Below are 26,840 nucleotides of genomic sequence, written 5' to 3'. Positions count from 1 at the left end.
TTTGGCTACTGCGCCGCAGCCGAAGGCTCCTGCGCGCAGTAATCCTGAGCCGTATGAACATCGACCGGTTTGCCGAACATGAAGCTCTGCACGTAGTCGCAGCCCACTTCCTGCAAAAGCGCCAGCGTTTCGTCGTCGTCGACGCCTTCGACGACGATAGTCATGCCGATGTCATGGCCGAGTTGAATGAGGGATCGCAGAAGAGCATGTGAGCGCTCGGACCGATCGATGACGAAGGAACGGTCGATCTTGATGCAGTCGAAGGGGAAGCGTGTCAGATAGGACAGCGCCGAATAGCCTGTGCCGAAATCGTCGATGGAAAGACCGATCCCGAGCGCGTCGAGCCGCTCCAGCACACGCGCATTCTGTTCCGGGTTGCTCATCACCATCGATTCGGTCAGTTCGAGACGGAAGGTCTGAGGCTTCACGCCCGTGCGGGTCAGGACGGACTTCACGTCGGATACGAGGTCTTGGCGAAGGAACTGGCTCGACGACAGATTGACCGCGACATAGATGTCGTCGCGCCCGCTATTGCGGGAGATCATTGCAATGTCGTCGGCGGCACGCTGCATGACGAACAGGCCGAGCCGGGCGATCAGCCCCGAATTCTCGGCGATCGGCACGAAGTCGGACGGTGCGATCGGGCCGCGCTTGGGATGGTTCCAGCGGATCAGCGCTTCGAAACCGGCCACGCTCATCGTGCCGACACTGATGATCGGCTGGTAGAGGACATGCAGTTCGCCATTATCGAGCGCGCGATGCAGATCCGCCTCGATGTGCAGATGATCCGAGCCGAGCGTCCGGAAAGCGGGGCGGAAGGGTTCGATCCTGTCGCCGCCGAAGCGTTTGGCCTGATGCAGCGCCAGTTCCGCATCCTTGACCAGATCCTGGGCGCTGCCATGCTGCTGCGTCCAGCCTGCGACGCCAATGGAGGGCGTCAGGACGATTTCCTGATTGGCGAAGTTGATTGGAGCAGAAATCGTCTTCTTCACCTGAGCGGTAAAGGTTTTAACCTCGGACGGATCGGGTCGCCCGGCCAGTGAAATCATGAAGTGATCGCCCGAAAAGCGCGACAGCGTATCCTCGCTGCGGCAGATGCGGGCAAGACGGCGCGCCACTGTCAACAGGATCGTGTCGCCGACCGAGATGCCGAGCGATTCATTGACCGTCTTGAAGCGGTCGATATCGATGGCAAGAATCGTCGGCCTGACCCGATCGTCATCCTTCGCCGCGGCGATGAGCGCGCTTAACCGGTCCATGAAAAGCTCGCGGTTCGGCAGTCCTGTCATATGGTCGTGCACCGAATCGTAGAGTAGGCGCTCTTCCGCCTTCTTCTGTTCGGTGATCTCGCTCATGGTTCCGACGCAGCGAACCACCTCGCCATCGGCGCCGACAACAGGCCGTGCCTTCAGGCTGTACCAGTGGTGATGGCCGTCTTCGCCGCGCAGGCGGAAATCCTGGCGAATGCGACCGCGCCGATGCTCGAGGATCATGTCGAGCGTGGTGCGGAAATGGTCGCGATCGTCGATATGCATCGCTTCGACCCAATTGCGCGCCGGGCCGCGCAGGGCGTTGCGCTGTAGTCCGATCATCGGCGCGACATCCGGCCGGGTCACTACCCGGTCGCTCAGAACGTCCCAGTCAAACACCACATCGCCCGATCCCGACATGGCCAGCGCCTGGCGTTCGACGTCGGAGAACAGGCCCTGCCGGACCGCGCCGCCGGAAAAGGCATGCTGCATCACGGTAAAGCCGATCAGAAGCACGATGAGCACCAGCCCACCGCCAAGCGCCGGCTGAACGACATCATTGTCTATCGCGCCGGCCACCGTCATGCCCATGGCGACCACCCAGGCGACGACCGCCGCCCAGCTTGGCACCAGCATGATCGCCCGGTCGTAGCGGTGCGTGGCCTGCCAGATAATGACGCCGAGACCGACAACGGCCGTCAGCGCCAGGGAAATGCGCGCCACGCCAGCGGAGAAATTGGGGTAGAAGACGGCGAGCGCGACAAGACAGCCCAGTGCCGTCAGCCAGACAAGCGCGGCGTGACTGAAATGCTTGTGCCAGCGCGACAGGTTCAGATAGGCGAACAGGAAAATAACAAGCGTTCCGGCCAGTGCGATCTCCGCCGTTGCCCGCCAGACCGGCTCGCTGCCGATCGTGATTCCGACAAGACGACCCAAAAAGCCGAAATCCACGGAAATGTAGAACAGGACGGCCCAGGCGAGGGCGGCGGCGGCGGGAAACATTACCGTGCCGCGCACCACGAAGAGAATGGTCAGGAAAAGGGCCAGCAGCCCGGAGATGCCGATCACGATGCCTCGGAACAGCGTGTAGGCATTGATCGTGTCCTTATAGGCTTCCGGTTCCCAGATGTAGAGCTGCGGCAATTCCGGCGTCGCCAGTTCCAGCACGAGCGTCACGACACTGTTCGGGTTGAGCGTTAGGTTGAAGATGTCCGCATCGTCGCTGGGCTGGCGGTCAAGCGCGAAACCTTCCGAAGGGGTGATGTTCACGATGCGCTGGGCACCGAGATCGGGCTTCCACAGGCCAGAACCCACCAGCCGGTAATGCGGCGCGACGATCAGCCTGTCGATCTGCTGGCCGCTGGCATTGGCTAGGGACAGGACGGCCCAGTGACCAGTAGGCGGGCTGCCGAGGGCCTCCACTTCGATCCGCCGAACGATGCCGTCTTCACCCGGCGTCGCAGAAACCTGGAACGTCCGCGATCCGTTGGAGGTGATGGCGACTGCGCGCGAAAGATCGAGCGCCAGATCGTCGGCTTCCACTCGAATGGTTTCATCCTGCGCGTGAAGAAGTCCAGCGCCTGGCAGAAGAAGTCCGGCAAGCAACACCAGAGATGCTGCCAGCCAGCGCCATATGTCAGTCTGCGCTTCGTTGCGCGTCACATCCCGCTCCCTTTACAACGTCCCCAGCCCGCCATCTTCGCCGCTCAGCCGGGCGTAAAGATGATGGTCCCGCCACGCGCCGCCTATCAGCAGATACGATCGCAAAAGCCCTTCGCGCTCAAATCCGGCTTTTTTGAGCAGGCGTTCGGAACGTTCATTGCCGGGGATACAGGCTGCCTGAATGCGATGCAAACGCAGCCGACCGAAACCGAACTCGCAAAGCGTGTCGATCGCGTCGTGCATATAGCCCTTGCCCGCAAAGGGCTCGCCCATCCAGTAGCCGATTTCGCCATTCTGGCAGACGCCGTAACGGATGTTGGAAAGCGTGATTCCACCCATCAGGGTCTCGTCCGGCGATAGAATGAAGAACGTATAGGACTTTTTGGCGCGCGCTTCGCCAATCTGCCGGCGGACGGTCTTGGTGAACTCGCGCCGCGAAAAGGGCGGGTTCGGCCAGGCGGGCTCCCATGGCTCCAGAAAAGCGCGACTTTGGATCCGCAAATTGGCCCAGTCGCTGAAATCGCTCGGCTGCGGCAGGCGCAGCGTAACCTCGCGTCCCTTGAGTCTGAGCGGCGGTTGAAGCAGCCGGTTCAGCATTGCGCGTCTGCGCCTCAGGAAGCTGCGACGCGCCGCATCTCCAAGGGCCCTGAAAGGCGGCCGTGCACGTCGTTATAGGACAGCATCGGGTTGAGCGGGCCGATTGCGGCCACGGTGGGCGTGCTGCCGCCAAAGGTGCGATAGGCCAGATCGCGGATCCGTTCGACGGAGATGTCGCCGAGGCGGTCCATGATTTCCTGCCGTGGCAGAACCCGGCCGTGAATGAGCAGTTGGCGGGCGATCTGGCTGGCCCGGCTCATCGAGCTTTCATTGCTCATGAACAGGCTGGCGCGCAGCTGGGCACGGGCGCGGTCGACCTCGTCCTGACGAATGCTGCCGGCAAGATTGGTCATCTCGTCGAGGAGAACCGGCACGAGTTCGGCAATGTCCTCTTCGCCGGTGGCGGCGTGAATGCCGAACAGGCCGGTGTCGGAAAAGCTCCAGTGGAAGGCCGAGACCGAGTAGCACAGCCCCCGTTTCTCGCGCACCTCCTGAAACAGGCGCGAACTCATCCCGCCGCCCAGAACCGTGGCCAGCAACTGACTGGCGTAGAAATCGCGCGCGAGAAACGCCTTTCCCTCGAAGCCGATCAGGATCTGGGCGTCAAGAAGATCGCGCGTTTCCCGAAAGTCACCGCCCGTATAGATGGCGGCCGACAAGGAATCGTCGCCCGTGTGAGAGCCGAGATCGCCCAGTCGACTTTCGATCTCACGCAGAAAATCTTCGTGCTCGACGGCGCCGACCGCAACCGCGATCATCCTGTCGCCACCATATTCGCGGGCAAGATACGACCGGAGCTGGTCGGACGAAAACGTCTCGATGGTTTCCCGTGTTCCTAGAACTGAACGACCGACGGGCTGACCGTCAAAGGCGGCTTCGGCGAACCGGTCGAAGACGATATCGTCGGGCGTGTCCATCGCCGCGCCGATCTCCTGCACGATGACGTGCTTCTCGCGTTGCAACTCGTCCTCGTCGAAGGTCGAGTCGCGAAGGATGTCGCACAGAATGTCGGTCGCCAGGCCCACATCCTCCTTCAGGACGCGGGCGAAGAAAGACGTCGTTTCGACGGAAGTCGAGGCGTTGATCTCGCCGCCGACATTCTCGATCTCGACCGCGATGTCCTCGGCGCTGCGGCGGCTCGTGCCCTTGAACGCCATATGTTCGAGCAGATGCGCGATGCCGTGCTCGTCCGGATGCTCGTGGCGCGAACCGCTATTGTTCCAGAGACCGAGCGCCACGCTTTCCACATGGGACCGCGTTTCGGTGGCCACGATCAGGCCGTTCGAAAGCGTTGTCGTTTGAACCCTCATTGTTCCTCCAACTCACTCGATACTCTACGGCGGACCGCTAGGCTGAACACTGCTTAGCCAGCGCGGCTCCGTTCCCTGATATGATCCTCCACCATTTCAAGCCGAGGGGAAAGGACTTCGTAGCGTTCGGTTCGTTCCATCAGATCGGAGAGGTGATTCGGAAGGTCCGGCGTGACACCGCTCGCAGCCCTGACGGCATCTGGAAATTTTGCCGGATGGGCCGTCGCCAGAACCACCATCGGCACGCCGGATTCTGCATAGCGGCGGGCGACGGCATGAGCGGCAGCCGAATGCGGATCCAGAAGATAACCGTTTTGCGACCAGCTTTGCGCAATTTCGCCTGCGATCTCGTCCTCACTGGCGCGGTCGGCGTCGAATTCACCGCGAATGGCCGACAGCACCTCCTCTTCCAGCGTGAAGCTCCCGCTTTGCACCAGCTGGTTCATCGACCGGCGCACCTTGCCTGCATCGCGGCCACCGGCTTCGAAAAGAAGACGCTCGAAATTGGAGGAGATCTGAATGTCCATGGAGGGAGAGGTGGTGGCGACGACACCTTCCATGGCGTAGGTGCCGCTTTCGACCGTCCGCGCCAGAATGTCGTTGGCGTTGGTTGCCACGACCAGCCGATCGATCGGCAGGCCCATCCGCTTGGCGCAATAGCCAGCGAAGACATCGCCGAAATTGCCGGTCGGTACCGTGAAGGAGACCGGCCGGTCCGGCGCGCCGAGGCTGATCGCGCTGGAGAAATAGTAGACGATCTGGGCCATGATGCGGGCCCAGTTGATCGAATTGACCCCGGACAGACGCGTCGAATCGCGGAAGGCGTGGTGATTGAACATCGCCTTCACAAGGTTCTGGCAATCGTCGAAATTGCCCTCCAGCGCCAGTGCGTGAACATTGGCGTGCGGCGAGGTCGTCATCTGGCGCTGCTGAACCGGCGACACCCTGCCATGCGGGAAGAGGATGAAGATGTCGGTCCGGTCGCGCCCGCCGAAACCGTCGATGGCCGCCCCGCCGGTATCGCCGGACGTCGCGCCGACAATGGTCGCCCGCTCATCCCTTTCGGTCAGAACATGGTCCATCAGCCGTGCCAGCAATTGCATGGCGACGTCCTTGAAGGCGAGCGTCGGCCCGTGAAAGAGTTCGAGGACGAAGCGGTTATGGCCCGTCTGCGTCAGTGGACAGACCGCTTCATGGGCAAACGTTCCATAGGCTTCATGAACGATCTCTTCGAAGGCCGAGCGTTCGATCTCGCCGTCGACGAAGGGCCACAGCACGCGCACCGCAAGATCGGCGTAGGGCAGGTTCGCCATGGAGCGGATATCGTCCGCACTGAATTGCGGCCAATCCCTCGGCACGTAAAGGCCGCCATCGCGGGCAAGGCCTGTCAGCAGAGCGTTTCGGAACGAAAGGGACGGTGCTTCGCCCCGTGTTGAAACATATTCCATCGTGATGTCCGGGCAGAACCGCCGAGGCCGAAGTCCTCCGGCAGGCATTGATGAGTTTTCGACGTGGGTATAGGCCATGCTGCCGGCGATGCAAACGGCTGTCATGTCCGCTCGATTTGGTCTCGCCTTTCTTTGGCCCAATCGAAACGGTTTTCATCACCGTTCAGAAACGATAGGACAGGCCGGCAAATGGATCGGTGTATGGGGTTGGTGGCGATGATGTTCAAAGGCAAGGGCGGGGCGATGCTGCGAACGGCCGCTGTGATTCTGATCGGGGCTTCTTTGGCGGCCTGCCAGAGTTCGACGGATGGGCTGAACGTGTCCCAGTCGAAGACGGACAATAGCGATCTGGAAAAAGTGACCTTCGAGGAGCTGCGAGGCTATTGTCCCAAGGTCCGCCTGCGCGACGGGACAGCCTATTTCAATACCTATGAGGGCGAGGAAACCTCGCAGAACGTCCGCTATCAGGCGGCGATTACCGATGTGTCGCGCCAGTGCAAATACGAGAATGGTCGCCTGGCAATGACTGTTGCTGTGGCTGGCCGTGTTCTTCTTGGTCCCAAAGGCAGCAGCGGCACCATTCAACTGCCGATCCGGGTGGCGGCGTTGAAAGGCGACACGGTGGTCTATTCGGACATCAAACCCTATTCGGTCGAGGTGAACACCGCTGGCGCGACGCAGTTCATCTATACCGATCCAAACATCGCCGTCGATCAGCCCGACGCGCGCAACATCGTCATTTTCGCCGGTTTCGATGAGGGGCCGAAGAAGGGTGCAGCGACGAACTGACCTAACGGTCAGAGGCTCTCGTAGCAGCGGCGGATCAGGCGCTCCAACTCAGCGCGCGGTATCTGCTCCGCTTTCGTGAAATTGAAGCATGACTTGCCCTGCATGCGCTTACGCAACGCGTCGCTCATGCCATCCAGCAGTTCGGGACGGCAGTACACCCCCATAAGGTGAAGACTGGTATAGCGCTTGCCGATCTGCGCCTTGCCGAACATTTGCGGCTTTGGCTCGGAGCGCTCTTCTTCGAGCAGATAGGTCTCGCCGGTATCGGCTTTGACCGTCATTTGGGGCGCGTAGGGTCGCAGCAGGCCGGATAGGATTGCGAACGGGCTTTCATTACTCATACCGGCCTCCCGCTTTCTTGCGTCGTGCCGAATGATTATTGCGCGCCGAACTGGCTATGACCAGTTTCGTATCATCGTAGAGCCCTTAACCGAGACGGCCGAAACTGCCCAGCGCCTCCATGGTCGCGGGAAAGTCCCGCAATTTGGTGATGACGGTTTCCGCACCGGCTTCCAGCAGCTTGTCGGCATGGCCGGGATAGGTGTGGCTGCCGCCGGTAAAGCCGATCACCCGCATCCCGGCCCGATTCGCACCATGAACGCCATGGGTGGAATCCTCCAGTACGAAGGTCCGGTCGGGATTGGCGCCCGCCTTCTCGGCAGCCATGAGATAGACGTCCGGCGCGGGCTTCTCCATGACGCCCTCTTCGTCTTTTGCACTGTAGAGCAACTTCACCAGTGGTTTCAGGCCGGTCGCCGTAAGCGTGATGTCGAGCCGGCCATAACCGGAATTGGAGCAGACGGCAAAGGGCAGCCCGACCGATTGCAAAAGCCAGGCAGCGCCTTCGATGCTCTTGATCTCGCGACGCAGTCGGCGGTCGATCTCTTTGTCTGCGTCGCCAAGCAACGATGCCGGAATCGGGATGTTCGCCTCGGCTTCGACCACCAGCAGAATGTCCTTGAAGGTAAGGCCTGCAAAACGCTCCGACATCTCCTCTGGTGTGATCTCGTAGCCGATCGACGAAAGCAGCTTGGCGTCGACGCGGGATGCGATCACCTCGGAATCGACGAGAACGCCGTCGCAATCGAAGATGACGAATTCGGGAGCGGGCATGGAAGATGGCTTTCTGCAAGAAGGGCGGTCGAATGCAGCGGCCTATATCGGTTCGGCCGCCTCGCGTTCAACCCGCTTGCGCCGTTTCGGTACACCATTCACGCAATCTTCATCCTGTCGGGTAACCATGGGGCCTATCTGTTGCGTATTCGAGTATTGAGTTCATGGCTTCCAAACTGTCCGCCCTCAAGGCCAATCTTTCGCCTGCCAACACTTCGCCGCGCGAGCCGGAGCTTGCGCGTCACCTCGACACGATCATCAAGGGCGATTGCGTGGCCGCGATGGACAAGCTGCCCGACGCGTCCGTCGATGTGATCTTCGCCGATCCGCCCTACAATCTGCAACTTGGCGGCGATCTGCACCGGCCCGACCAGTCCAAGGTCGATGCCTGCGACGACCACTGGGACCAGTTCGACAGTTTCGCCGCATATGACGCCTTCACCCGGGCCTGGATGCTGGCCGCCCGTCGGGTATTGAAACCGACCGGCACGATCTGGGTGATCGGCAGCTATCATAACATTTTCCGCGTTGGCGCGACGATGCAGGATCTCGGCTACTGGATCCTGAACGATGTGGTCTGGCGCAAGACCAACCCGATGCCGAATTTTCGTGGCCGCCGCTTCCAGAACGCACACGAAACGATGATCTGGGCCTCGAAAAACGAGAAGGCCAAGAGCTACACCTTCAATTACGAGGCCATGAAAGCGGCCAATGACGACACGCAGATGCGGTCCGACTGGCTGTTTCCGATCTGCCAGGGCGGCGAACGGCTGAAAGACGATAACGGCCAGAAGGTTCACCCGACCCAGAAGCCGGAAGCGCTGCTGGCGCGAATCATGATGGCGTCCAGCAAGCCGGGCGATGTGGTGCTCGATCCCTTCTTCGGCACGGGGACCACGGGCGCGGTGGCCAAGAAGCTCGGCCGCCGCTTCGTCGGGATCGAACGCGAGCAGGCCTATATAGATGCGGCAAACGCGCGGATGGAGAGGATCGAACCGTTGCATTCGGTCGATCTGCGTCAGTTGATGCCCAAGCGCGCCGAGCCACGCGTCGCCTTTCTCTCGCTGCTCGAAGCTGGGCTCTTACAGCCGGGCACGGTGCTGACCGACGCGAAAAGCCGCCATTCGGCGACGGTGCGGGCGGACGGCACGCTCGTCGCCGGCGAGCACGAAGGCTCGATCCACCGGGTCGGTGCCCGCGTTCAGGGCTTCGAAGCCTGCAATGGCTGGACCTTCTGGCACTACGACAATGGCGATGGCCACGAACCGATCGATTCGCTGCGCGCCATCATTCGCCGGCAGATCGCACGCAGCGGCGGCTAAGCAGTTGCCTTACACCCTGATGCCGTGATTTCGGAGATCGGCGCGGAGCCGGTCGGGCGTTTCGAACTGGACGGCCTGCCAGCCATGGGCGCGGGCCGCTTCCACATTGCGTTCTGAATCGTCAATGAAGAGCGTTCGGGCCGGATCGAGTTCGAAGGTTCGCTGATGGTGATCGTAGATCGCCGGGTCCGGCTTCACCATCTCGATCTGGCCGGAGACGGTCACGCCGCGCGGTTCGGCGAGAAAGCCATAGCGTTCCGTTGCAATGGGATAGGTGTCCGCCGACCAGTTGGTCAGCAGCGTCACGTCATAACCGCGGTCGATCAGATCGCGCATGATCGCCACACTCTCCTCGATGGCGTGCGGCACCGTCAGATGCCAGTTCTTGCGGAAGAGCCGGATCAGTTCTTCGTAGTGGGGAAAGCGCGCTGCAAGGTCTTTTTCGCCTTCGGCCCAGCTTCGCCCTGCATCCTGCTGCAAATTCCAGCCTTGGAAGTCCACGTCCTCGAAAAAGCGCAGACGCGCTTCCTCGTCCGGCAGGGCGTCCAGATAGGCGGCGTGGTGATCCCAATGGATCAGAACGCGACCAATGTCGAAAACGATATGATGGATACTCATCGGATCAGGTCTCTTCACGCGTGAAAGGCGTTCGGTATAGCGGCGGCAATTGCCTTTTTCATGACAGTCGGCAGCGCCGCGTGAATCAGCTCGTCACGTGGGCACCAGAACGCTCCGTCAGGCAGAGCCGGCTCGCCATCGATACGCGCCGACATCACCTCCAGGGTCAACTGAAAATGCGTGAACCCATGCTCTGCCGTACCGCAATCGATCCAGTCGCCGGCAAAGGGCGCGGCGTCTTCGCCGGTGGCTCCGTCATGACGCGACGAAAAATCGGTCAGGTAAGGCCCGGCCATGCCGCCCAGAAGGCCGCTAGCCGGGCGGCGCACGAGCATAATTGCACCGTCAGATGATCGTTCGGCCACATAGGCGCCGGCAAGCCGGGCCGGTCGCGCCTTTCTCGGCAGCTTGACCGGCAGGGTCGTGGGGTCGGGTCCTTCCTTGAAGGCGACGCAATAGGCATTGACGGGGCAGAGCGCGCAGGCCGGACGCTTCGGTGTGCAGATCGTCGCGCCGAGATCCATCATGGCCTGTGCGAAATCGCCGGGCCGCACGGCCGGCGTGATGCACGATACGACGGTTTGAATCTGTTTCTTCGCCGTTTTGACCGGCACTTCGATAGCAGCGAGGCGGCTGGCGACACGCTCGACATTTCCATCGACAACGGCGACTGGCTCGTCGAATGCGATGGCGGCAATGGCGGCAGAAGTGTAATCGCCGACGCCTGGCAGTGCTTTCAGCCCGGCCGCGTCGGCCGGAAAGCCGCCCGCCTCGTTCACCTGCCGGGCCGCGGCGAGCAGATTGCGCGCCCGCGAATAATAGCCGAGCCCCGCCCAGGCCGCCATTACGCTATCGTCGGTCGCGGCGGCAAGATCGCCGACGGTTGGCCAGGTCGTGACAAACTTTTCGAAATAGCCCTTCACAGCCGCGACGGTGGTCTGCTGGAGCATGATTTCCGATAGCCAGACCCGGTAGGGGTCGGGACGGATGCCCTTTGCGAGATCGGAAGAGGCGACGCGCCAGGGTAGGGTGCGGGCGTGGCGGTCGTACCAGTCCAGAAGCGCCGGTGCGATGGCGCTCGGCTTCACAAGGCGTTCGGCGGGTTGCCGTTGGAATGAGGCCATATCGCCGGTTTCGGCCCTGTGCTAGGAAACGGAGCGAACGGAATGCCGCGAAGGGTGCAGCGAAACGATATGGCCAAACGCTCCCGCAAACGCAATGCGCAGCCGGTGGCCGATCTGGTCTCGCGCCTCGTCGATCCAGTTTTGCGCAAACGGACGGGCGTGTCGCTGGAATTGATCCAGGGCTGGGAAGAAATAGCCGGGCGCCGGCTGGCCAGGCTCTCTCGGCCAGAGCGCATTGTGTGGCCACGTCGCATATCCGACGACGATCCCTTCAAACCCGCGACGCTGATCGTCGCTGCGGAAGGCTATGCGGCGCTTGCGATTCAGCATGAGACGGGAGAGTTGATCGCGCGGGTCAACACTTTCCTCGGATATGGCGCCATCGAACGGATCAAGTTGGTTCAGAAGCCGGTCGCCGTGCCGGAACGTCGTAAGGTGAGACCAGCCCTCCGAACTCTGCGGCCCGACGAGGAGGAACAGTTGAACCAGAGCCTGGCCGAGATCGACAGCGACCCCTTGCGGCAGGCGCTCCAGAGACTGGGCCGTGCGGTCAAGGGCGAGATAAGCCGCTGAAAACAGTGGAGAACGCTTCCAGACGCTGGAATTGTCGCTGTTCGAACATATCTGGTCGTCATGCTCTCGTCCCGTTTAGCGGCAACGTATGGAGCAAGCGAATGATTGCCACCGCCCCTCCGGCGCTGCGACCCAGGAAAGGCCTGTAATGGATCTCCGTTTCTTCCGCTCTTCGAGCTTTATCGCCATCTCCGCCGCAAGCGCCATGGCGCTCGGTATTGCCGGCTGCTCCGACAGCTCGAACGAAACGGCGAGCACCGATGCCGCCGACATGCAGATCACGGCCTCGACGGGAACTTCGCCTGAGACCGATGCAGGCAAGGCAGACAAGACCGTCGAGCTGGCGCAGGTCGACGATGCCGCCAAAGACGAGCCGGCGGCCGAAACCGAAGCGGCCGATCAGACGACCGGAAACGCCGGAACGCCGGCTGCGGCGAGCGAGGCGGGCACGACTGGAGCCACGATCGAGCGCGCTGAAGCGCCGGAGCCAGAAGGCACGGTCGATATGGAAAAGCTGCTGCAGAACGGCAGTTTGCCAGAAATGGTGCTCGGTAGCGAAGATGCGCCGGTCACAATTGTCGAATACGCCTCGATGACTTGCGGCCACTGCCGGACGTTTCATGAGGAGACGTTCCCAAAGGTGAATGAAGAATTCATCCAATCCGGCAAGGTGCGGTTCATCCTTCGCGAATTTCCGCTCGATCCCCGCGCCACCGCCGCCTTCATGCTGGCGCGCTGCTCCAAGGACAAATATTTCCCTGTGGTTGACGTTTTGTTCGACCGACAGGATGTGTGGGCACGCGCCGAACCTCAAAATGCAGCGAAGTCGCTCTTCGACACAGTCAAAATTGCTGGGTTCACCGAGGAATCCTTCGATGCCTGTCTGAAGGATCAGGCTCTGCTGGACAATATCAATTCCGTGCGCAAGCAGGCAGGCGAAGAGTTCGGCGTTCAGTCCACGCCGACATTCTTCATCGACGGGAAGAAATATGCTGGCGCTCTGTCGGCCGGTCAGATGGCGGCATTGATCGACCAGGCCGCTTCGCAGTAACCATCGGCGACAATTTCGGCCGTTTCGCATCGCGAAGCGGCTTTTCGCATTTGCGAAAAGCTTCGTAATCGTGTTGGTTGCGGGCAGGGAGGCCAATACAGGATCGATAGTGGTGGGCGAAGAGCACACAGCGCCTGAGCGTTACGTCTTCAGTTTCGGGGCGGGCGTGGCGGATGGTTCGGCTGAGATGGCGGATTTCCTTGGAGGGAAAGGCGCCAATCTGGCCGAGATGTCGGCGCTCGGTCTGTCAGTGCCGCCCGGCTTCACGCTAACCACCGAAGTCTGCCGACATTTCAGCCAGCACCGTGTCGTGCCGGATGGCGTGGAGCGGCAGGTCCGCGACGCAATGAACCGGTTGGAAGAAACGACCGGTCGCCATTTCGGCGCGGGCCACAACAGTCTTTTGCTATCCGTCCGTTCGGGCGCTCGCGCATCCATGCCGGGTATGATGGATACGATCCTCAATCTCGGCCTTAACGATAGCGCGGTAGAGGCTTTGGCCGAAGAGACGGGCGACGGCCGGTTTGCATGGGACAGTTATCGTCGCTTCATTCAGATGTATTCCGACACGGTTCTGCGGCTCGATCTGGAGTTTTTCGAGGAGATCATCGAAGAGGAGCGCGAGCGCCTCGGTCGCGACAGCGACGCCGAAATGACCGCCGGCGATTGGAAGGCTGTCGTCACCCGCTACCTCGCTTTTGTCGAAGAGGAGCTGGGTGAGCCTTTCCCACAGGATGTCGAAACCCAGCTGCGCGGTGCGATCCGCGCCGTGCTCGGTTCGTGGATGAACCCGCGCGCCATCGCCTTTCGGGCTCTTCACGGCCTGCAGGATCAGGATGGAACTGCCGTCACCATCCAGGCCATGGTGTTCGGCAATCGCGATGATCGTTCCGCAACGGGTGTCTGTTTCACGCGCGAGCCCAACACTGGCGTGAAGACGCTCTATGGCGAATATCTTCCGCGCGCCCAGGGCGAAGATGTCGTGTCCGGCATGCGCACGCCCTTGCCGCTGTCCAGCGGACAGGCAAGCGGGCACGGCGTCGACAATGCGGATCGCTCGATGCAGGTCGTCTTTCCGAACGTCTATGACGAACTGAAATGTGTTTCCGAGCGGCTCGAAGCGCATTATGGCGACATGCAGGATATCGAGTTCACCGTGGAAAGCGGCAAGCTCTATATCCTCCAGACGCGCACGGCCAAACGCTCGGCGGGTGCGGCGCTTCGCATCGCGGTGGAGATGGCCGAGGCCGACCTTATCACCCGAAACGACGCGCTTTTGCGGATCGATCCGCTGTCGCTCGTCAGTCTGCTGCATGCTTCGATCGACCCGGATGCCGAGCGCGACCATATTGCCAGCGGTCTGCCGGCGGCGCCCGGCGCTGCGTCCGGCCAGATCGTTTTTTCGCCGGATGAAGCCGCTGATCTGGCGGAACGCGGCAAGAAGATCATTCTGGTGCGAACCGAAACGAGCCCCGAAGACATTCACGGCATGAGCGCTGCGGAAGGCATCCTGACCACCCGTGGCGGTACCACCAGTCATGCTGCCGTGGTGGCCCGCGGCATGGGAAAGCCGTGCGTGTCGGGGGCCGGCACGCTACGTGTCGATTATGATGCGAAAACGCTCTCCACGATGGGCCGCACATTCGACGAAGGCGACACCATCACCATCGATGGCACCACCGGCGAGGTTTTCGCCGGCGCCATCGCCATGCGCAAGCCGCAGCTCTCCGACGATTTTCGCACCATACTGGAATGGGCCGACGCGACGCGGCGCATGAAGGTACGCACCAATATCGATGTGGCGAGCGATGCCGAACTGGCTCGCGATTTCGGCGCGGAAGGCATCGGCCTGTGCCGGACCGAGCATATGTTCTTCGGCGATGAGCGCATCTTGGCGATGCGTCATCTCGTTCTGGCCGAAACGGATAACGACCGCGAATCGGCGCTTCTGACATTGCTGCCGAGCCAAAGGCGGGATTTCGTCGAACTGTTCGAGCAGATGGCGGGATTGCCGGTGACCATCCGCCTGCTCGATCCGCCCTTCCATGAGTTTCTCCCGCATACCGAGGAGGAAATGCGGGAGACGGCCGACGCGCTTGGTGTGCCGGTCGAAAAGATCGAGTTTCGGGCCGAGACGCTGCGTGAGACCAACCCCATGCTCGGTCATCGCGGCGTGCGGGTGGCGATTTCCTATCCGGCCATCCCTGAAATGCAGGTCCGCGCGATTTTCGAAGCGGCGATCGAGGCCGGGCAGCGGACCGGCCGCCCCGTTAAACCGGAGATCATGTTGCCGCTGGTCGGCCTGCAGCGCGAGGTCGACTTCGTGCGCGAGATCATCGACCGGGTCGCCCGGGACGTCATGAAGGAGACCGGTCAGAGCGTCGAATATACGGTCGGTATTCTGATCGAGCTGCCTCGCGCGGCTGTCCGGGCCAGTCTCATCGCCCAGTCGTGCGATTTCTTTTCTTTCGGCACGAACGATCTGACGCAGACTGTGTTCGGTATCAGCCGTGACGACGCAGCGCAGTTTCTGGAAACCTATCGCCAAGCCGGTATCGTGGAAGCGAATCCCTTCATCACGTTGGATGTCGAAGGCGTCGGAGAGCTTATCAACATGGCCTGCGTCAATGGCCGGGCGGTTCAGCCCGAACTGCTGACGGGCATTTGCGGCGAACATGCCGGCGATCCGAAATCGATCGAATTTTGCGAGGAAGCCGGCCTCGATTACGTGTCCTGTTCCCCATTTCGGGTGCCCATCGCCCGGCTCGCTGCCGCGCAGGCGGCTCTGCGGGTGAAGAACGGCGCATCGTAGTCAGAGCGTCTGTCAGCCCTGCTCGACGGTCACATGATCCGGGTAGAAGGCGACGTGCCCCGCGATCTGACCGACTTCGGCCTTTGGCGTCTCATAGCTCCATGCGGCTTCGTTTGCCGCTTCGCCGGCAGCCGATAGCCGGAAATACACTGCGTCGCCCTTGTGGGGACAGTGGCTGGTCGTATCCACGCGCGTCAGATGTTCGAAATAGACGTCGTCTCGGGGAATATAGACGACGGCTGGATAATCCCCTTCCTTCAGGGAAAGTGCGTTTTCCGATGAGGCAACGACCGCATCGCGGAACTTGACGGTGATCGGTCGTCCCAACGGATCGATACGGATATACGGGCTGTTCGACATGGTCTGCTCCTTCGTACTGGCTTCCCCAACGTCGCGCCGCGAGGTCGGTTCCAGAGCATTCTGCGCTTTACGTGGAGACCTCTGCGTTCCAGATTGAACACAAACAATAGGGAGAGAGCGATGCTGGGTTTGATGCAGGATTGGCCGCTGACATGCGACAAGATTATCGACCATGCCGCGCGACAATTCGCTGACAGGGAGATCGTTTCACGCTCCGTGGAGGGGCCGATTGTGCGCACCACCTATGGCGCCATTCACGAACGCGCACGAAAGGTCGCTCAGAAACTGCTGGCGGACGGAATGGCCAATGGCGACCGGATCGGCACGCTGGCCTGGAACACGAGTCGCCATCTGGAGGTCTGGTATGGCGCAATGGGTATGGGGGGCGTCTATCATACGCTCAATCCGCGACTGTTCCCGGACCAGATCGCGTGGATCGTCAACCACGCGGAGGATCGAGCGCTCTTCGTCGATCTGACCTTCGTGCCGATTGTGGAAAAGATCGCCGATCAGTTGAAAACGGTGAAGAAGATCGTCGTGTTGACCGATAGCGATCACATGCCGGACAGCGCCATCGATCTGATCTGCTACGAAGACTGGATCGCGGAGGCCGACGGCGATTTCGCCTGGGTCGACATCGACGAAAACGCCGCGGCCGGCATGTGTTATACATCCGGCACAACGGGCGATCCGAAAGGCGTTCTCTATTCGCATCGCTCCAACGTGATCCATGCCATGATGGCGGCGATGCCCGATGCGATGGCGCTGAGTTCCAACTCGGTGATCCTACCCGTCGTGCCGATGTTTCACGCCAATGCCTGGGGTATCGGACAAGCCGGGCCGATGACCGGCGCAAAGCTGGTCATGCCGGGCGCGAAGATGGATGGTGAGAGCATCTATGAATTGCTCGATACGGAGAAGGTCACTTTCTCCGCGGCGGTTCCGACCGTCTGGCTGATGCTCCTGCAATATCTCGACGAAACCGGCAAGAAATTGCCCCATCTCACCAATGTCGTGATTGGCGGGTCGGCCTGTCCGCCTTCGATGATCGAGAAATTCCGCGACCTTTACGATGTCGATGTCATCCACGCCTGGGGCATGACGGAGATGAGCCCGCTCGGCTCGCTCGGTCCGCTCAAGCCGAAGTTCAGGGGTCTTTCACCGGACGAACAGCTCGCGATCAAACAGAAGCAGGGTTTTGCGCCGTTCGGCGTCGAGATGAAGATTACCGGCGACGACAATGAGGAGAAGCCGTGGGACGGCAAGACGTTCGGCCGCCTGAAGGTACGCGGGCCGGCCGTCGCCAAAGGCTATTATGGCGGCGCAGGCGCCGAACAGTTCGATGACGATGGCTGGTTCGACACTGGCGATGTCGCCCATATCGACCCGGACGGCTACATGCAGATCACCGACCGCTCCAAGGACGTCATCAAATCGGGCGGCGAATGGATATCGACCATCGATCTGGAGAATCTCGCCGTCGCCCATCCGGCCGTTGCCGAGGCGGCGGTGATCGGCGTGTCGCATCCGAAATGGGACGAACGACCGCTTCTCGTGATCGTCCGAAAGAGCGGCCAATCGGTCGAGCGCGATGACATTCTTTCCTTCATGGAGGGTAAGATCGCCAAATGGTGGATGCCGAACGACGTTGTCTTCGTCGATGAAATTCCGCATACGGCAACGGGCAAGATCCAGAAGATGACGCTTCGTGACCAATTCTCCGACTACAGTTTCTCCGATCGTGACGAGGCGTGACGCCACCCAGATTCTAATCGGCGGCAGGCAAGTGGCGGGCTGGGGCCGGTCATGACGGTGATTGGCCGGCCCAATGCGGCGTTTTCCCCACCCTCCCATCCGGCGGTCGCGTTCAGCCATTTTCTGGCGCGGCTGGCGACTATAGTTGCGATCGTGGCCGGGGCCGCCCACTTTTTCGGGCTGATCGCGCCTTTGTCCCTGTTCTGGATCATCGGGGCCATCGTTCTGATGCTGCTCGTCGCGATGGTGGCGGGTGTGGTCGCCATTCGTGATATCTGGCGGGAAGGCAGCGCCGGACTTGGCCTCCTCGCGCGCGCACTGCTGTGGGCCTTGCCGGTGATCGTGCTGCTTGCCATCGGTGCGGTGCATATCGTCGCCAACCCGCCATTGACCGAGCTATCGACCGATCCGGTAGAGCCGCCGCGCTTTCTGCCGCGAAAGGAGGAACCGATTGCTCTGCCCGCCATTCAGGCCCAGATCGCAGCCTGGCCCGATCTGACCGGCCGGCGCTACGCCTCTTCGCCGGAGGAGGTGGAGGAGGCGCTCCGGCGGGTGATTGCCGACAATAGCTGGTTCTTTCGGGGCCAGTTCGGCACCTTGGAGACGAACGGAGAAGTTACCCTTCTCGTCGAAGGCCGAGCCGGCCTTCTGCTTCTGCCGACCCGCATCGCGGTACGGATCACCGAAGAGGGCGAAACCAGCTACGTCGATATTCGCAGCCGCACCCTGGCGGGTGCTCACGATATGGGGGCCAATGGCGCAGTGATCACCAAACTTTTCGATGCTCTGGCCGCCGAACTGCAGGCGGGCGTCCAGGAGTGACGGAACATCGTCCACCGTCTCTCGGTCAGGCCGGATAATAATAGCTTTCGAGGCGCGGCGCGTCGTCGTCGCAGCGAACGGAGCCATTCTCGATCAGCGCCTCCAGATGCGCGAAGACATTGAGGGCGGCAGCGCCGTGCAGGCGCGGATCGATGTCGCGATAGATCACGCCCACCATGCCCGGAATAGTCCTGTCGCCGACCGATAGCCGTTTCAGAATCGCCCCTTCGCGCATTCTGCGATGGGTCTTCAACCCGCGCAGGAACGAAGCCGGTTTGACGACCGGTCCGCCGTGGCCGGGAAGATAAAGGCGGTCGTCACGACGGTCCATCAGATGATCGAGCGAGGCCATGTAATCGCTCATGCTGCCGTCCGGTGGCGCCACGATGGTGGTGGACCAGGCCATGACATGGTCGGCCGAAAACAGAATTCCCGTGTCGTCGAGGGCGAAACACAGATGGTTCGTCGTATGACCGGGCGTATGTAGCGCAGTGAAGCTGAATCCGTCGGCTTCGACCGTCTCGCCATCGCCGACTGTCCGGTCGGGCCTGAAATCATGGTCGCCCGATGCGTCCAGACGGTTTTCTTCGTTCACGGAGAGGTCGCGGGCGGCGCGGTGCGGACCTTCGGCCACGATTTCGCCACCGACCCGCGCCTGCAAGGTCCGTGCCAATGGCGAGTGGTCGCGATGGGTATGGCTGACGAGAATATGGCTGACGGGCCGGCCACCGATGGCGGAGATAAGCGTTTCCAGATGGTTCTCATCCATGGGGCCGGGATCGAGCACCACGACGGATTTATCGCCGATGATGTAGGAGTTGGTGCCCTGGAAAGTGAAAGGCGACATATTGGCGCATGTCACTCGCAGCACGTTTTCGGCGACGCGGACGCCGCCGCCATGGCACGGTTCGAAATCACGATCGAATTTCATGAAACCCCTTCAGCATGTTGGCCCGGATCGACGGATCCGCAGCCGCAAACAAATGTGGCTTACCAACCTATACATCAAAACGGCGTTGCTCGAAGGGACCGCCTTTGCTAATGCAGCGCGCCAAGGATGAATCGTCATCCCGTTGCTGGGGCGTCGCCAAGCGGTAAGGCAGCGGCTTTTGGTGCCGCCATTCGCAGGTTCGAATCCTGCCGCCCCAGCCAGAACTTTCCAGACATGGCACAAATGCGCTTGATTTGATCGACTATGGGCGGCGATGCTGCTTGGTTTCCGGAAAACTTCGCGACCGCAGCACGCTAAATCGATTGATTCCGCCAGGTTTCACCAAGATTTCGGCATGCCTGATTTGAAGAATAACCATTTGTTGACGCAATGAATGCGACTATTGGGCCGGCACAAAGGCATTAAGCCGCATTTAACGCGCCTCTGCGATGCTTTCGATATTGCAGAGGACACAGCAATGTTCAGACGGTTTCGTCGCATTTTAGCCCGGCAAAAAGCGCAGCTACGGAGTATACTCAGCCGTCTTCGCGCCGATCAGTTCGATGAACTGACCGCAAGGCAGCTCCGTAGCGAACGCGTGACGGCGCTGATGAACAATCTGACGCCCTTCACCGTATTCAACGTCATCGCCGCCGTCTTCATGGTTTACTGGTTTGTCGATCACGGAGTGGATTCCGTGCTCTTCGTGTGGGTGGCGATTCAAATATCGCTATCGACCGTCGCGTTGATCATGCGGCTGAGGCGGGATCGTATGCGGCCCTATTCCGGGTCCGAAAGGACGACCCGACGGATCGTGCATCAGAGCATCGTGATGGCGTCCTGCTGGTCGATCATCTTCTTCTATCTTTTGCCGGTCTCGATCGGCCATGACCAGTTGATCATCAACGGGCTGGCCGTCGGCGGCGTGATTCTCGGGCCGACCGTTCTGCATCCGGTTCCTTCCGCGGCGTTGGCCTGGCTGGTCACGACCGCTTCGCTGAACACCGTGGCATTCTTCCTTTTCGGCGATGTACATCTTGTGGCCGCGGCCATCATGAACATCGCCTTCACGCTCGTCGCCGGCGTGAACTGCATCAAGCAGTCCGACTACATGACGCGTCAGTTCATCATTCGCGAATCCCTGCAGGAAAAGCAGGATATGATCGCTCTGCTTCTGAAAGAGTATGAGGACGGCGTTCGCACATGGCCCTGGGAATGCGACAGCTACGGTCGCATCACGCGCATGCCCAAGGCGATCGAAACACTGCTTGGACAGGCTCGGGAGGGATTGTCCTGGAGCATTCGCGATCTGGCCGGCGTGAACAATCGGCAGGAACGGAGCGAACTGAGCGGTGTTCTGTCACGACCCAGAAAGTTCCACGACTACCTCGTCTCCTTTCCCCGCGCGGACGAGGAGAGCCTTTGGTTTGCGATAAGCGGCAAACCGATCTTCGGCTCGAACGGGGATTTTCTTGGCTATCGGGGACTGATCAGCGATGTCACCGAAACCAAGCTGGCGGAGGAAAAGATCAAGTTCCTGGCGACGCACGATCCGCTGACCGAAATGCCCAATCGGACGCTTTTCACGGATACGGTCGACCCCTGGATCGAACAGGACCGGCCCTTTGCCTGCCTGCATATCGATCTGGACCGGTTCAAACTGGTCAATGATTCGCTCGGGCATGCTGCCGGTGACGAATTGTTGATTGCGGTTTCGAAGCGACTGAGGCGCTGCGCCGGCGACGCGGCGCCGAACGCAATTTGCGCCAGGGTTGGCGGCGACGAGTTTCTCGCCGCAGCGCCATTGCGGCAGGATGCCGATGACAAGACCGATGAGGCCCCTATCCAGGACCTGACACGAAGCATCGTTGATTGCCTGGCCGAACCGTTCGAACTGCAGGGCGGAACCGTGACGATCGGCGGATCGGTCGGCTATGCGCTGTTCCCGGAAGATGCCGCCTCCCTCTCGGATCTGACCAATCGGGCTGACCTGGCGCTGTATCGTGCAAAGAGCGAAGGTCGAAACCAGTTCAGACGATATATTGCCGGCATGGATCGGCGGGCCCAGAACCGCAAGAAACTGGAGGTCAGTCTTCGCGACGCGATCGACAGGAATGAGCTTCGTCTCGTTTATCAGCCCATCGTGGAACTCGACAGCGGCGTCGTCTCCAGCGTCGAAGTCCTGTTGCGCTGGAACAGCGCCCAGCATGGTTTCGTTTCACCCCAGGTCTTCGTTCCGATTGCCGAAGAAAGCGGGCTGATCCATGAGATCGGCGAGTGGGTTCTTCTCAATGGCTGTCGGGCGGCCACAGACTGGAACGAGAAGGTTTCGCTTTCCGTGAATGTATCGGCCAAGCAGATTCTATGTCCGGGTTTCAGGCAAAGCGTTCTCACCATTTTGCAGGAAACCGGTTTCCCTGCATCGCGGCTGGAGCTCGAACTGACCGAGACGGTCTTTCTCGAAGAGGCAAATCTCGCGCTGGAAACAATCGCGCAGCTGCGCGAGCATGGCGTTCGGATCATTCTGGACGATTTCGGCACCGGTTACTCGTCATTGAGCTATCTGCAATCCTTCGCGTTCGACAAGATCAAGATCGACCGCTCATTCGTCTCCAGCCTTCAGCAGAAGCCGGTCGAGGGTGGTGCAACGTCGGATACGCTCATTCGGGCCATGATCAGCCTGGCCCAGATGCTGAACCTGCCGGTGACCGCAGAGGGCATCGAGGAAGAATGGCAGGCGGAGGAGTTGCGGCGGTTGGGCTGCGATTACGGCCAGGGTTATCTGTTCGCCCGGCCCGCCTCAGACTATGATTTGCGTCGAATGATCGGCATGAATCCCGGCGTCGAGGATAAGCAGACGCCGTCATCCCGCGACGTTGCCTGACCCATCGACAGAGTCACGAGCCGCCCTGGCTGTGCGTAAGCTTGTCCAGCGCTTTCGGAGGCTATGCCCGAAGCGATTTGAAGGATAGGGTCGTGCCTTTCCGATAGTTTGGAGCGACCGAATGATCCCGAAGGCGGAACTGCACTGTCATATCGAGGGCGCCGTCAGCCCGACGTTCGCTCGCGAAATGGCAAGCCGCCACAATGTCGATCTCGAACCGGTTCTCGACGGCGACCGCTATCGACGCCAGAACTTCATCGGGTTTCTCGCCAGCTACGATATCGTCGCCAATCTCCTGCGCGAACGCGCCGACTTCGAGCGTCTGGCCTATGAGCATTACAGCGCGCTGGCCGGACAGAACGCCCTCTATGCCGAAATCTTCGCTTCGCCGGCCCATGCCGAGGCCGTGGGTCTTTCGCCGCAGGATTATCTGGAAGGGCTTGCCGATGGAATTGAACGGGCCGGCGCCGAACATGGAATCGAGGGACGGATCATTGTAACGGGCGTCCGCCATCTCGGCCCCGATGCCGTCAGCGAGGCCGCGAAAATCGGCGTCGAATGCGGCTTGGATTCCGTGACCGGTTTCGGCATGGCGGGCAATGAGATGGTCGGTCGTCCCGGAGATTATGCAGAGGCCTTCGATATCGCGCGGGACGGCGGTCTTCGTCTGACCTGCCACGCTGGCGAATGGGTCGGGCCGGACGGCATTGAGGAAACGCTCGATCTATTGAAGGTCGAGCGGCTCGGCCACGGTGTACGCGCTGCGGAAAGCGACGACCTGATGCGGAGAATCGCCGAAGAGAACATCGTCCTGGAGGTCTGCCCGGCCTCGAACATCTCTCTCGGCGTCTATGAAAGCCTGGATGCGCATCCGCTTCGAAAGCTGATCGCGGCCGGATGCCGGATCACGCTCAATTCAGATGACCCTCCCCATTTTCAGACCAGCCTCGAGAACGAATATCGGATCGGACGCCAATCTTTCGGCCTGTCGGACAACGAACTGCGCGCAAGCACCCGTACGGCCATCGAAGCCGCCTTCGTCGATGGGGATACACGTGCGCGCCTTCTTGAGCGGCTGGACGAGTCCGCCTAGCGTCGGCTCAAAGGCAATCGGAGAAAATCATGAACCAGGAAAACGGATCGGGGATGGTGACGGTGGTCGACCATCCTCTGGTTCAGCACAAGCTGACGATTATGCGCAAGAAGGAAACCTCGACGGCCGGCTTCAGGCGTCTGTTGCGCGAGATCTCCCTGCTGCTCTGTTACGAGGTGACCCGCGGACTGGAGATCACCTATGAGCGTATCGAGACGCCGCTGGAGCCGATGGACGCGCCGATGCTGGAAGGCAAGAAGCTGGTCTTCGCTTCGGTTCTGCGCGCCGGGAACGGTCTTCTGGAAGGGATGCTCGATCTGGTGCCCGCCGCGCGGGTGGCGCATATCGGCCTATACCGCGACCACGAAACGCTTCAGCCGGTGCACTACTTCTTCAAGGCGCCGAGCGATCTCGGCAACCGCCTGGTCATCGTTGTCGACCCGATGCTGGCGACCGCCAATTCGGCCGTGGCGGCGATCGACAAGCTGAAGGAAGAGGGCGCGACGAATATCCGTTTCCTCTGCCTTCTGGCCGCGCCCGAAGGCGTCGAACGGTTCACGCAGGCGCATCCGGACGTGCCGGTCTTCACCGCGTCCATCGATGATCGGCTGAACGAGAAGGGCTACATCCTGCCTGGCCTGGGCGACGCCGGAGACCGGATGTACGGCACGAAGTAGGTTGTCGAACCCGCTGAATTGAATCGCAAATCCGCCCCCATCGGAATCAGGGACGCAAGGCGTTGAATCATCCCTTCAACGCCTTGAATCATTTTGTGAACCGGCAGCGGGGAGGGCAGAACAGCGGTTTGTTCGTTAGAGGGCGATCCGTTCCGAGACGGCCGGGGGTGTCTTGCCGTCGCCCTGTCGAACGGCCGCGCGAATACGTTTGGCCGCGCGTTCGAAGGTTGCCTCGTCACGCGCGTGAATGCGGCAGAGCGGCGAAGCGCCGTCCCAATCGCGCGGCGCCAGATCGCTAAGCCCGACAGCGTGGTCGATATCGTCTTCGGAGCGCGTTCGCCCGCCGCCCAGTTCGATCACCGCGAGCCCCAGTTCACGTGTGTTAAATGAGAGGTTGCCGGTAAGCTTCGCGTCATTGTCCAGTGTCAGGTCGCGGATGATCGACGCCGACGGCAGATACTCGTCCATCCGTTCGATGAAATCGGAGGGTCCGCCCAAAGCCGCGACCATCTGTCCGAATCGCTCGGCGCCGGCACCGGAAGACAGGGCATCCTCGGCCTTCCGCAAGCCTTGTTCCGCATCGTCTGCGAGGCCGACAATGGCCAGCATTTCCGCGGCGAGCGCCAATGTGATCTCGCGGAGACGCGGCTCGCTACCATCGCCGCGAAGCAGGTTCACCGCGCTGCGCACTTCGACCGCGTTGCCCGCGGCGCTGGCGAGGGGGTGATCCATATCGGTCAGCAGCGCCACGGTCGGCATTCCCGCGCCATTGGCGACTTCGACGAGGCTTGTCGCCAGTTCGCGCGCTGCCGCTTCGTCGGCCATGAAGGCGCCGGACCCGACTTTCACATCCAGAACCAGCCCTCTGAGGCCCGCCGCCAGTTTCTTCGAAAGGATCGAGGCGGTGATGAGGGGCACGCTCTCGACCGTCGCCGTCACATCGCGGATGCCATAGACGATCTTGTCGGCCGGGGCGAGCGAGCCGGTCTGGCCGATGATCGCGCAGCCGACCTCCTTGACGACGCGTCGGAACGTCTCATCGTCCGGCTTGACGTCGTAGCCGGGAATAGATTCGAATTTGTCGAGCGTGCCGCCCGTATGGCCGAGGCCACGCCCGGAAATCATCGGCACATAACCGCCGCAGGCGGCGATGATCGGCGCGAGAACAAGGCTGACATTGTCGCCGACGCCGCCGGTCGAATGCTTGTCGACCACCGCCGGACCGAGATCGGACCAGTCGAGCACCGTGCCGGAATCGCGCAGGGCAAGCGTCAGCGCTACGGCTTCTTCGCGGCTCATGCCGTTCAGATAGATTGCCATGGCGAGCGCGGCGATCTGTTCCTTCGCAACGCTTTTGTCCATCACACCTGCAACGAACGCACCGATGTCTTCTGGATCGAGGGGCTGACGGTCACGTTTTGCGCGGACGATTTCCTGTGGCAGCATTTTCAGTACCCCGATCCGCTTGTAGCGGAGCTTTGCTCGCCACCAGCCACGGCCACCAGATCGGTCAGAAGACTCGATGCGCCAATCCTGAAAGTCTTCGGGCCGACGAAGGCTTCACCCATTTTTCTCGCCGCGAGATCGGCATAAGCCTTCGCCTCAGCAAAACCGCGAACGCCGCCGGAGACCTTCAGACCACCGGTTCCAGCCGCCGCGATGGCGTCTAGTAGTGCTTCGGCGGCTTCCATCGTCGCCCCGGTTTTCACCTTGCCGGTCGACGTCTTGACGAAATCCGCCCCGCCGGTCAGAGCCGCTCCTGCCAGAAGCTGCATATCGTCGATATCGTCTAGCATGCCGGTTTCCAGAATGGCTTTTACCGGCAGGCCGCCAGCAGCGTCCTTCACCTGTCGAACCGAGAAGGTCACGGCATGCGGGTCTTCGACGCCGCGCCGGTAATCGACCACCACATCGATCTCCGTGGCGCCATTCGCAAGCGCCAGACGAATATCGTGCTGGGTTTGCTCCCACGGCTCCTCTCCGCCAGGGAAGTTGACCACTGTGGCGATCTGGATCGGCGTGCCCCTGACTGCTATGGCCGCGCGCTTGACATGGTCGGGCCAGACACAGACGGCTGCGACGGGGCCGAAAGGAGTGCGCGCCTTTTCCAGAAGCCGATCGGCTTTGTCGGCCGCCCTGTCATCGGAGAGTTCGGTCAGGTCGAGGCAGCCGATCAGACGTTTCGCATAGGCGGCATCGGATAATTCGGTCATGGATAGTATCGCTTTCGGCAAATGAATTTACGTGTTCGGCAAATCGGAAAAGGCCATGGGCAGAAGATCGCCGAGCGTCACGGTCTCGACGATTCCTGTCTGGTCGCAAAGATGAATTTTCGTTTCTGCCGTCCCAAATTCGGCCAGGCGTTGCCGGCATCCACCGCAGGGAGTGATGCGGTCCTTTTTAGACGCTACCACAGCAACTTCGGCGAGGCAGCCGGGTTCGGCGTGACCCGCCATCACCATATGGGCAAGGGCCGAGGTCTCGGCGCACCAGCCTTCGGGAAAGGAGACATTCTCCATATTGGCACCCTGAAAGGTCGCGCCGTCTCGGGTGCGCAGCGCCGCGCCGACCGCGAATTTGGAATAGGGCGCATGAGCATGGGCCAGCGCGGACTGCGCGAGGCGAAAAAGATCGTTGCCCGCACTCATC

23 protein-coding genes and 1 tRNA gene are annotated in these 26,840 nt (G+C 61.1%); 11 read left to right on the top strand and 13 right to left on the bottom strand.

Annotated features, from left to right (window positions below):
* Positions 1 to 5 precede the first annotated feature (5 nt).
* The 4 genes from B7H23_RS15455 to thrC are packed head-to-tail and all read right to left on the bottom strand — an operon-like array spanning position 6 to position 6,267.
* Positions 6 to 2,912, bottom strand: a complete 2,907-nt coding sequence (locus B7H23_RS15455; protein ID WP_420814489.1) for an EAL domain-containing protein — start codon at positions 2,910 to 2,912, stop codon at positions 6 to 8.
* 12 nt (positions 2,913 to 2,924) lie between these two features.
* Positions 2,925 to 3,509, bottom strand: a complete 585-nt coding sequence (locus tag B7H23_RS15450) for a GNAT family N-acetyltransferase (RefSeq protein WP_094078306.1) — start codon at positions 3,507 to 3,509, stop codon at positions 2,925 to 2,927.
* A 14-nt stretch (positions 3,510 to 3,523) separates the two neighbouring features.
* The gene (locus B7H23_RS15445) at positions 3,524 to 4,819 is read right to left on the bottom strand and encodes a M16 family metallopeptidase (RefSeq protein ID WP_094078305.1); all 1,296 of its coding nucleotides are present in this window, start codon (positions 4,817 to 4,819) and stop codon (positions 3,524 to 3,526) included.
* Positions 4,820 to 4,872: 53 nt separating this feature from the next.
* Positions 4,873 to 6,267, bottom strand: coding sequence for a threonine synthase (gene thrC / locus B7H23_RS15440; protein WP_094078450.1), 1,395 nt, complete (start codon positions 6,265 to 6,267; stop codon positions 4,873 to 4,875).
* A 189-nt stretch (positions 6,268 to 6,456) separates the two neighbouring features.
* Between thrC and B7H23_RS15435 the strand changes: the two genes are divergently transcribed.
* Positions 6,457 to 7,056 carry a hypothetical protein gene (locus tag B7H23_RS15435; protein WP_240535139.1) on the top strand — a complete coding sequence of 200 codons (600 nt, stop codon included), beginning with the start codon at positions 6,457 to 6,459 and terminating at the stop codon, positions 7,054 to 7,056.
* Between the two features lie 8 nt (positions 7,057 to 7,064).
* Here B7H23_RS15435 and B7H23_RS15430 read toward each other — a convergent pair whose 3' ends face one another.
* Both B7H23_RS15430 and B7H23_RS15425 read right to left on the bottom strand, forming a co-directional pair.
* Positions 7,065 to 7,397, bottom strand: a complete 333-nt coding sequence (locus B7H23_RS15430) for a hypothetical protein (RefSeq protein WP_094078304.1) — start codon at positions 7,395 to 7,397, stop codon at positions 7,065 to 7,067.
* Positions 7,398 to 7,482: 85 nt separating this feature from the next.
* Positions 7,483 to 8,169: an HAD family hydrolase gene (locus tag B7H23_RS15425; protein ID WP_094078303.1), complete on the bottom strand. Its 687-nt coding sequence runs from the start codon at positions 8,167 to 8,169 to the stop codon at positions 7,483 to 7,485.
* A 164-nt stretch (positions 8,170 to 8,333) separates the two neighbouring features.
* Here B7H23_RS15425 and B7H23_RS15420 point away from each other — a divergent pair, with 164 nt between their 5' ends.
* On the top strand, positions 8,334 to 9,491 hold the full coding sequence (locus tag B7H23_RS15420; RefSeq protein ID WP_094078302.1) for a site-specific DNA-methyltransferase: 1,158 nt from the start codon (positions 8,334 to 8,336) through the stop codon (positions 9,489 to 9,491).
* Between the two features lie 9 nt (positions 9,492 to 9,500).
* On the opposite strand, the gene B7H23_RS15415 is transcribed toward B7H23_RS15420, so the two are convergent.
* Together B7H23_RS15415 and mutY are read right to left on the bottom strand one after the other, a co-directional pair.
* Positions 9,501 to 10,109, bottom strand: a complete 609-nt coding sequence (locus B7H23_RS15415; RefSeq protein ID WP_094078301.1) for an HAD family hydrolase — start codon at positions 10,107 to 10,109, stop codon at positions 9,501 to 9,503.
* A gap of 14 nt (positions 10,110 to 10,123) precedes the next feature.
* On the bottom strand, positions 10,124 to 11,233 hold the full coding sequence (mutY, locus tag B7H23_RS15410; protein ID WP_094078300.1) for an A/G-specific adenine glycosylase: 1,110 nt from the start codon (positions 11,231 to 11,233) through the stop codon (positions 10,124 to 10,126).
* A gap of 69 nt (positions 11,234 to 11,302) precedes the next feature.
* On the opposite strand from mutY, the gene B7H23_RS15405 reads away from it, so the two are divergent.
* From B7H23_RS15405 to ppdK, 3 genes are all read left to right on the top strand, one after another.
* The gene (locus B7H23_RS15405; protein WP_094078299.1) at positions 11,303 to 11,806 is read left to right on the top strand and encodes a DUF721 domain-containing protein; all 504 of its coding nucleotides are present in this window, start codon (positions 11,303 to 11,305) and stop codon (positions 11,804 to 11,806) included.
* Positions 11,807 to 11,954: 148 nt separating this feature from the next.
* Entirely contained in the window at positions 11,955 to 12,857 is a 903-nt protein-coding gene (locus B7H23_RS15400) for a DsbA family protein (protein WP_240535138.1), read from the top strand.
* A gap of 112 nt (positions 12,858 to 12,969) precedes the next feature.
* Positions 12,970 to 15,669: a pyruvate, phosphate dikinase gene (ppdK, locus tag B7H23_RS15395; protein WP_094078298.1), complete on the top strand. Its 2,700-nt coding sequence runs from the start codon at positions 12,970 to 12,972 to the stop codon at positions 15,667 to 15,669.
* Positions 15,670 to 15,681: 12 nt separating this feature from the next.
* On the opposite strand, the gene B7H23_RS15390 is transcribed toward ppdK, so the two are convergent.
* Complete coding sequence (locus tag B7H23_RS15390; protein ID WP_094078297.1) at positions 15,682 to 16,029, bottom strand: DUF427 domain-containing protein; 348 nt, start codon at positions 16,027 to 16,029, stop codon at positions 15,682 to 15,684.
* A gap of 120 nt (positions 16,030 to 16,149) precedes the next feature.
* Here B7H23_RS15390 and B7H23_RS15385 point away from each other — a divergent pair, with 120 nt between their 5' ends.
* Positions 16,150 to 17,784: a 3-(methylthio)propionyl-CoA ligase gene (locus B7H23_RS15385; RefSeq protein ID WP_094078296.1), complete on the top strand. Its 1,635-nt coding sequence runs from the start codon at positions 16,150 to 16,152 to the stop codon at positions 17,782 to 17,784.
* A 51-nt stretch (positions 17,785 to 17,835) separates the two neighbouring features.
* Positions 17,836 to 18,606 (top strand): DUF1499 domain-containing protein, encoded by a 771-nt coding sequence (locus B7H23_RS15380; RefSeq protein WP_094078295.1) that lies wholly within the window; start codon positions 17,836 to 17,838, stop codon positions 18,604 to 18,606.
* Between the two features lie 25 nt (positions 18,607 to 18,631).
* On the opposite strand, the gene B7H23_RS15375 is transcribed toward B7H23_RS15380, so the two are convergent.
* Positions 18,632 to 19,537: an MBL fold metallo-hydrolase gene (locus B7H23_RS15375; RefSeq protein ID WP_094078294.1), complete on the bottom strand. Its 906-nt coding sequence runs from the start codon at positions 19,535 to 19,537 to the stop codon at positions 18,632 to 18,634.
* A gap of 146 nt (positions 19,538 to 19,683) precedes the next feature.
* Between B7H23_RS15375 and B7H23_RS15370 the strand changes: the two genes are divergently transcribed.
* The 4 genes from B7H23_RS15370 (at position 19,684) to upp (ending at position 24,191) form a co-directional block, all read left to right on the top strand.
* Positions 19,684 to 19,758: transfer RNA gene (locus B7H23_RS15370), tRNA-Gln, on the top strand.
* Positions 19,759 to 20,015: 257 nt separating this feature from the next.
* Positions 20,016 to 22,421: a putative bifunctional diguanylate cyclase/phosphodiesterase gene (locus B7H23_RS15365; RefSeq protein ID WP_158215853.1), complete on the top strand. Its 2,406-nt coding sequence runs from the start codon at positions 20,016 to 20,018 to the stop codon at positions 22,419 to 22,421.
* A gap of 121 nt (positions 22,422 to 22,542) precedes the next feature.
* A complete protein-coding gene (gene add, locus B7H23_RS15360) occupies positions 22,543 to 23,514 on the top strand; it encodes an adenosine deaminase (protein WP_094078292.1) in 972 nt (323 codons plus the stop codon).
* 53 nt (positions 23,515 to 23,567) lie between these two features.
* A complete protein-coding gene (gene upp, locus B7H23_RS15355; RefSeq protein ID WP_094078447.1) occupies positions 23,568 to 24,191 on the top strand; it encodes a uracil phosphoribosyltransferase in 624 nt (207 codons plus the stop codon).
* Positions 24,192 to 24,326: 135 nt separating this feature from the next.
* Here the strand turns inward: upp and deoA are convergent, their stop codons facing one another.
* The 3 genes from deoA to cdd are packed head-to-tail and all read right to left on the bottom strand — an operon-like array spanning position 24,327 to position 26,839.
* A complete protein-coding gene (gene deoA, locus B7H23_RS15350; RefSeq protein WP_094078291.1) occupies positions 24,327 to 25,637 on the bottom strand; it encodes a thymidine phosphorylase in 1,311 nt (436 codons plus the stop codon).
* Positions 25,638 to 25,639: 2 nt separating this feature from the next.
* The gene (gene deoC, locus B7H23_RS15345) at positions 25,640 to 26,404 is read right to left on the bottom strand and encodes a deoxyribose-phosphate aldolase (protein WP_094078290.1); all 765 of its coding nucleotides are present in this window, start codon (positions 26,402 to 26,404) and stop codon (positions 25,640 to 25,642) included.
* Between the two features lie 27 nt (positions 26,405 to 26,431).
* Positions 26,432 to 26,839 (bottom strand): cytidine deaminase, encoded by a 408-nt coding sequence (gene cdd, locus B7H23_RS15340; RefSeq protein ID WP_094078289.1) that lies wholly within the window; start codon positions 26,837 to 26,839, stop codon positions 26,432 to 26,434.
* Between the last annotated feature and the right edge of the window lies 1 nt (position 26,840).

The organism is Notoacmeibacter marinus (genome assembly GCF_002238045.1).
GTDB lineage: Bacteria > Pseudomonadota > Alphaproteobacteria > Rhizobiales > Rhizobiaceae > Notoacmeibacter > Notoacmeibacter marinus.
Note: the sequence above shows the minus strand (reverse complement) of the source record. Positions and strands in the feature narration are given on the sequence as shown.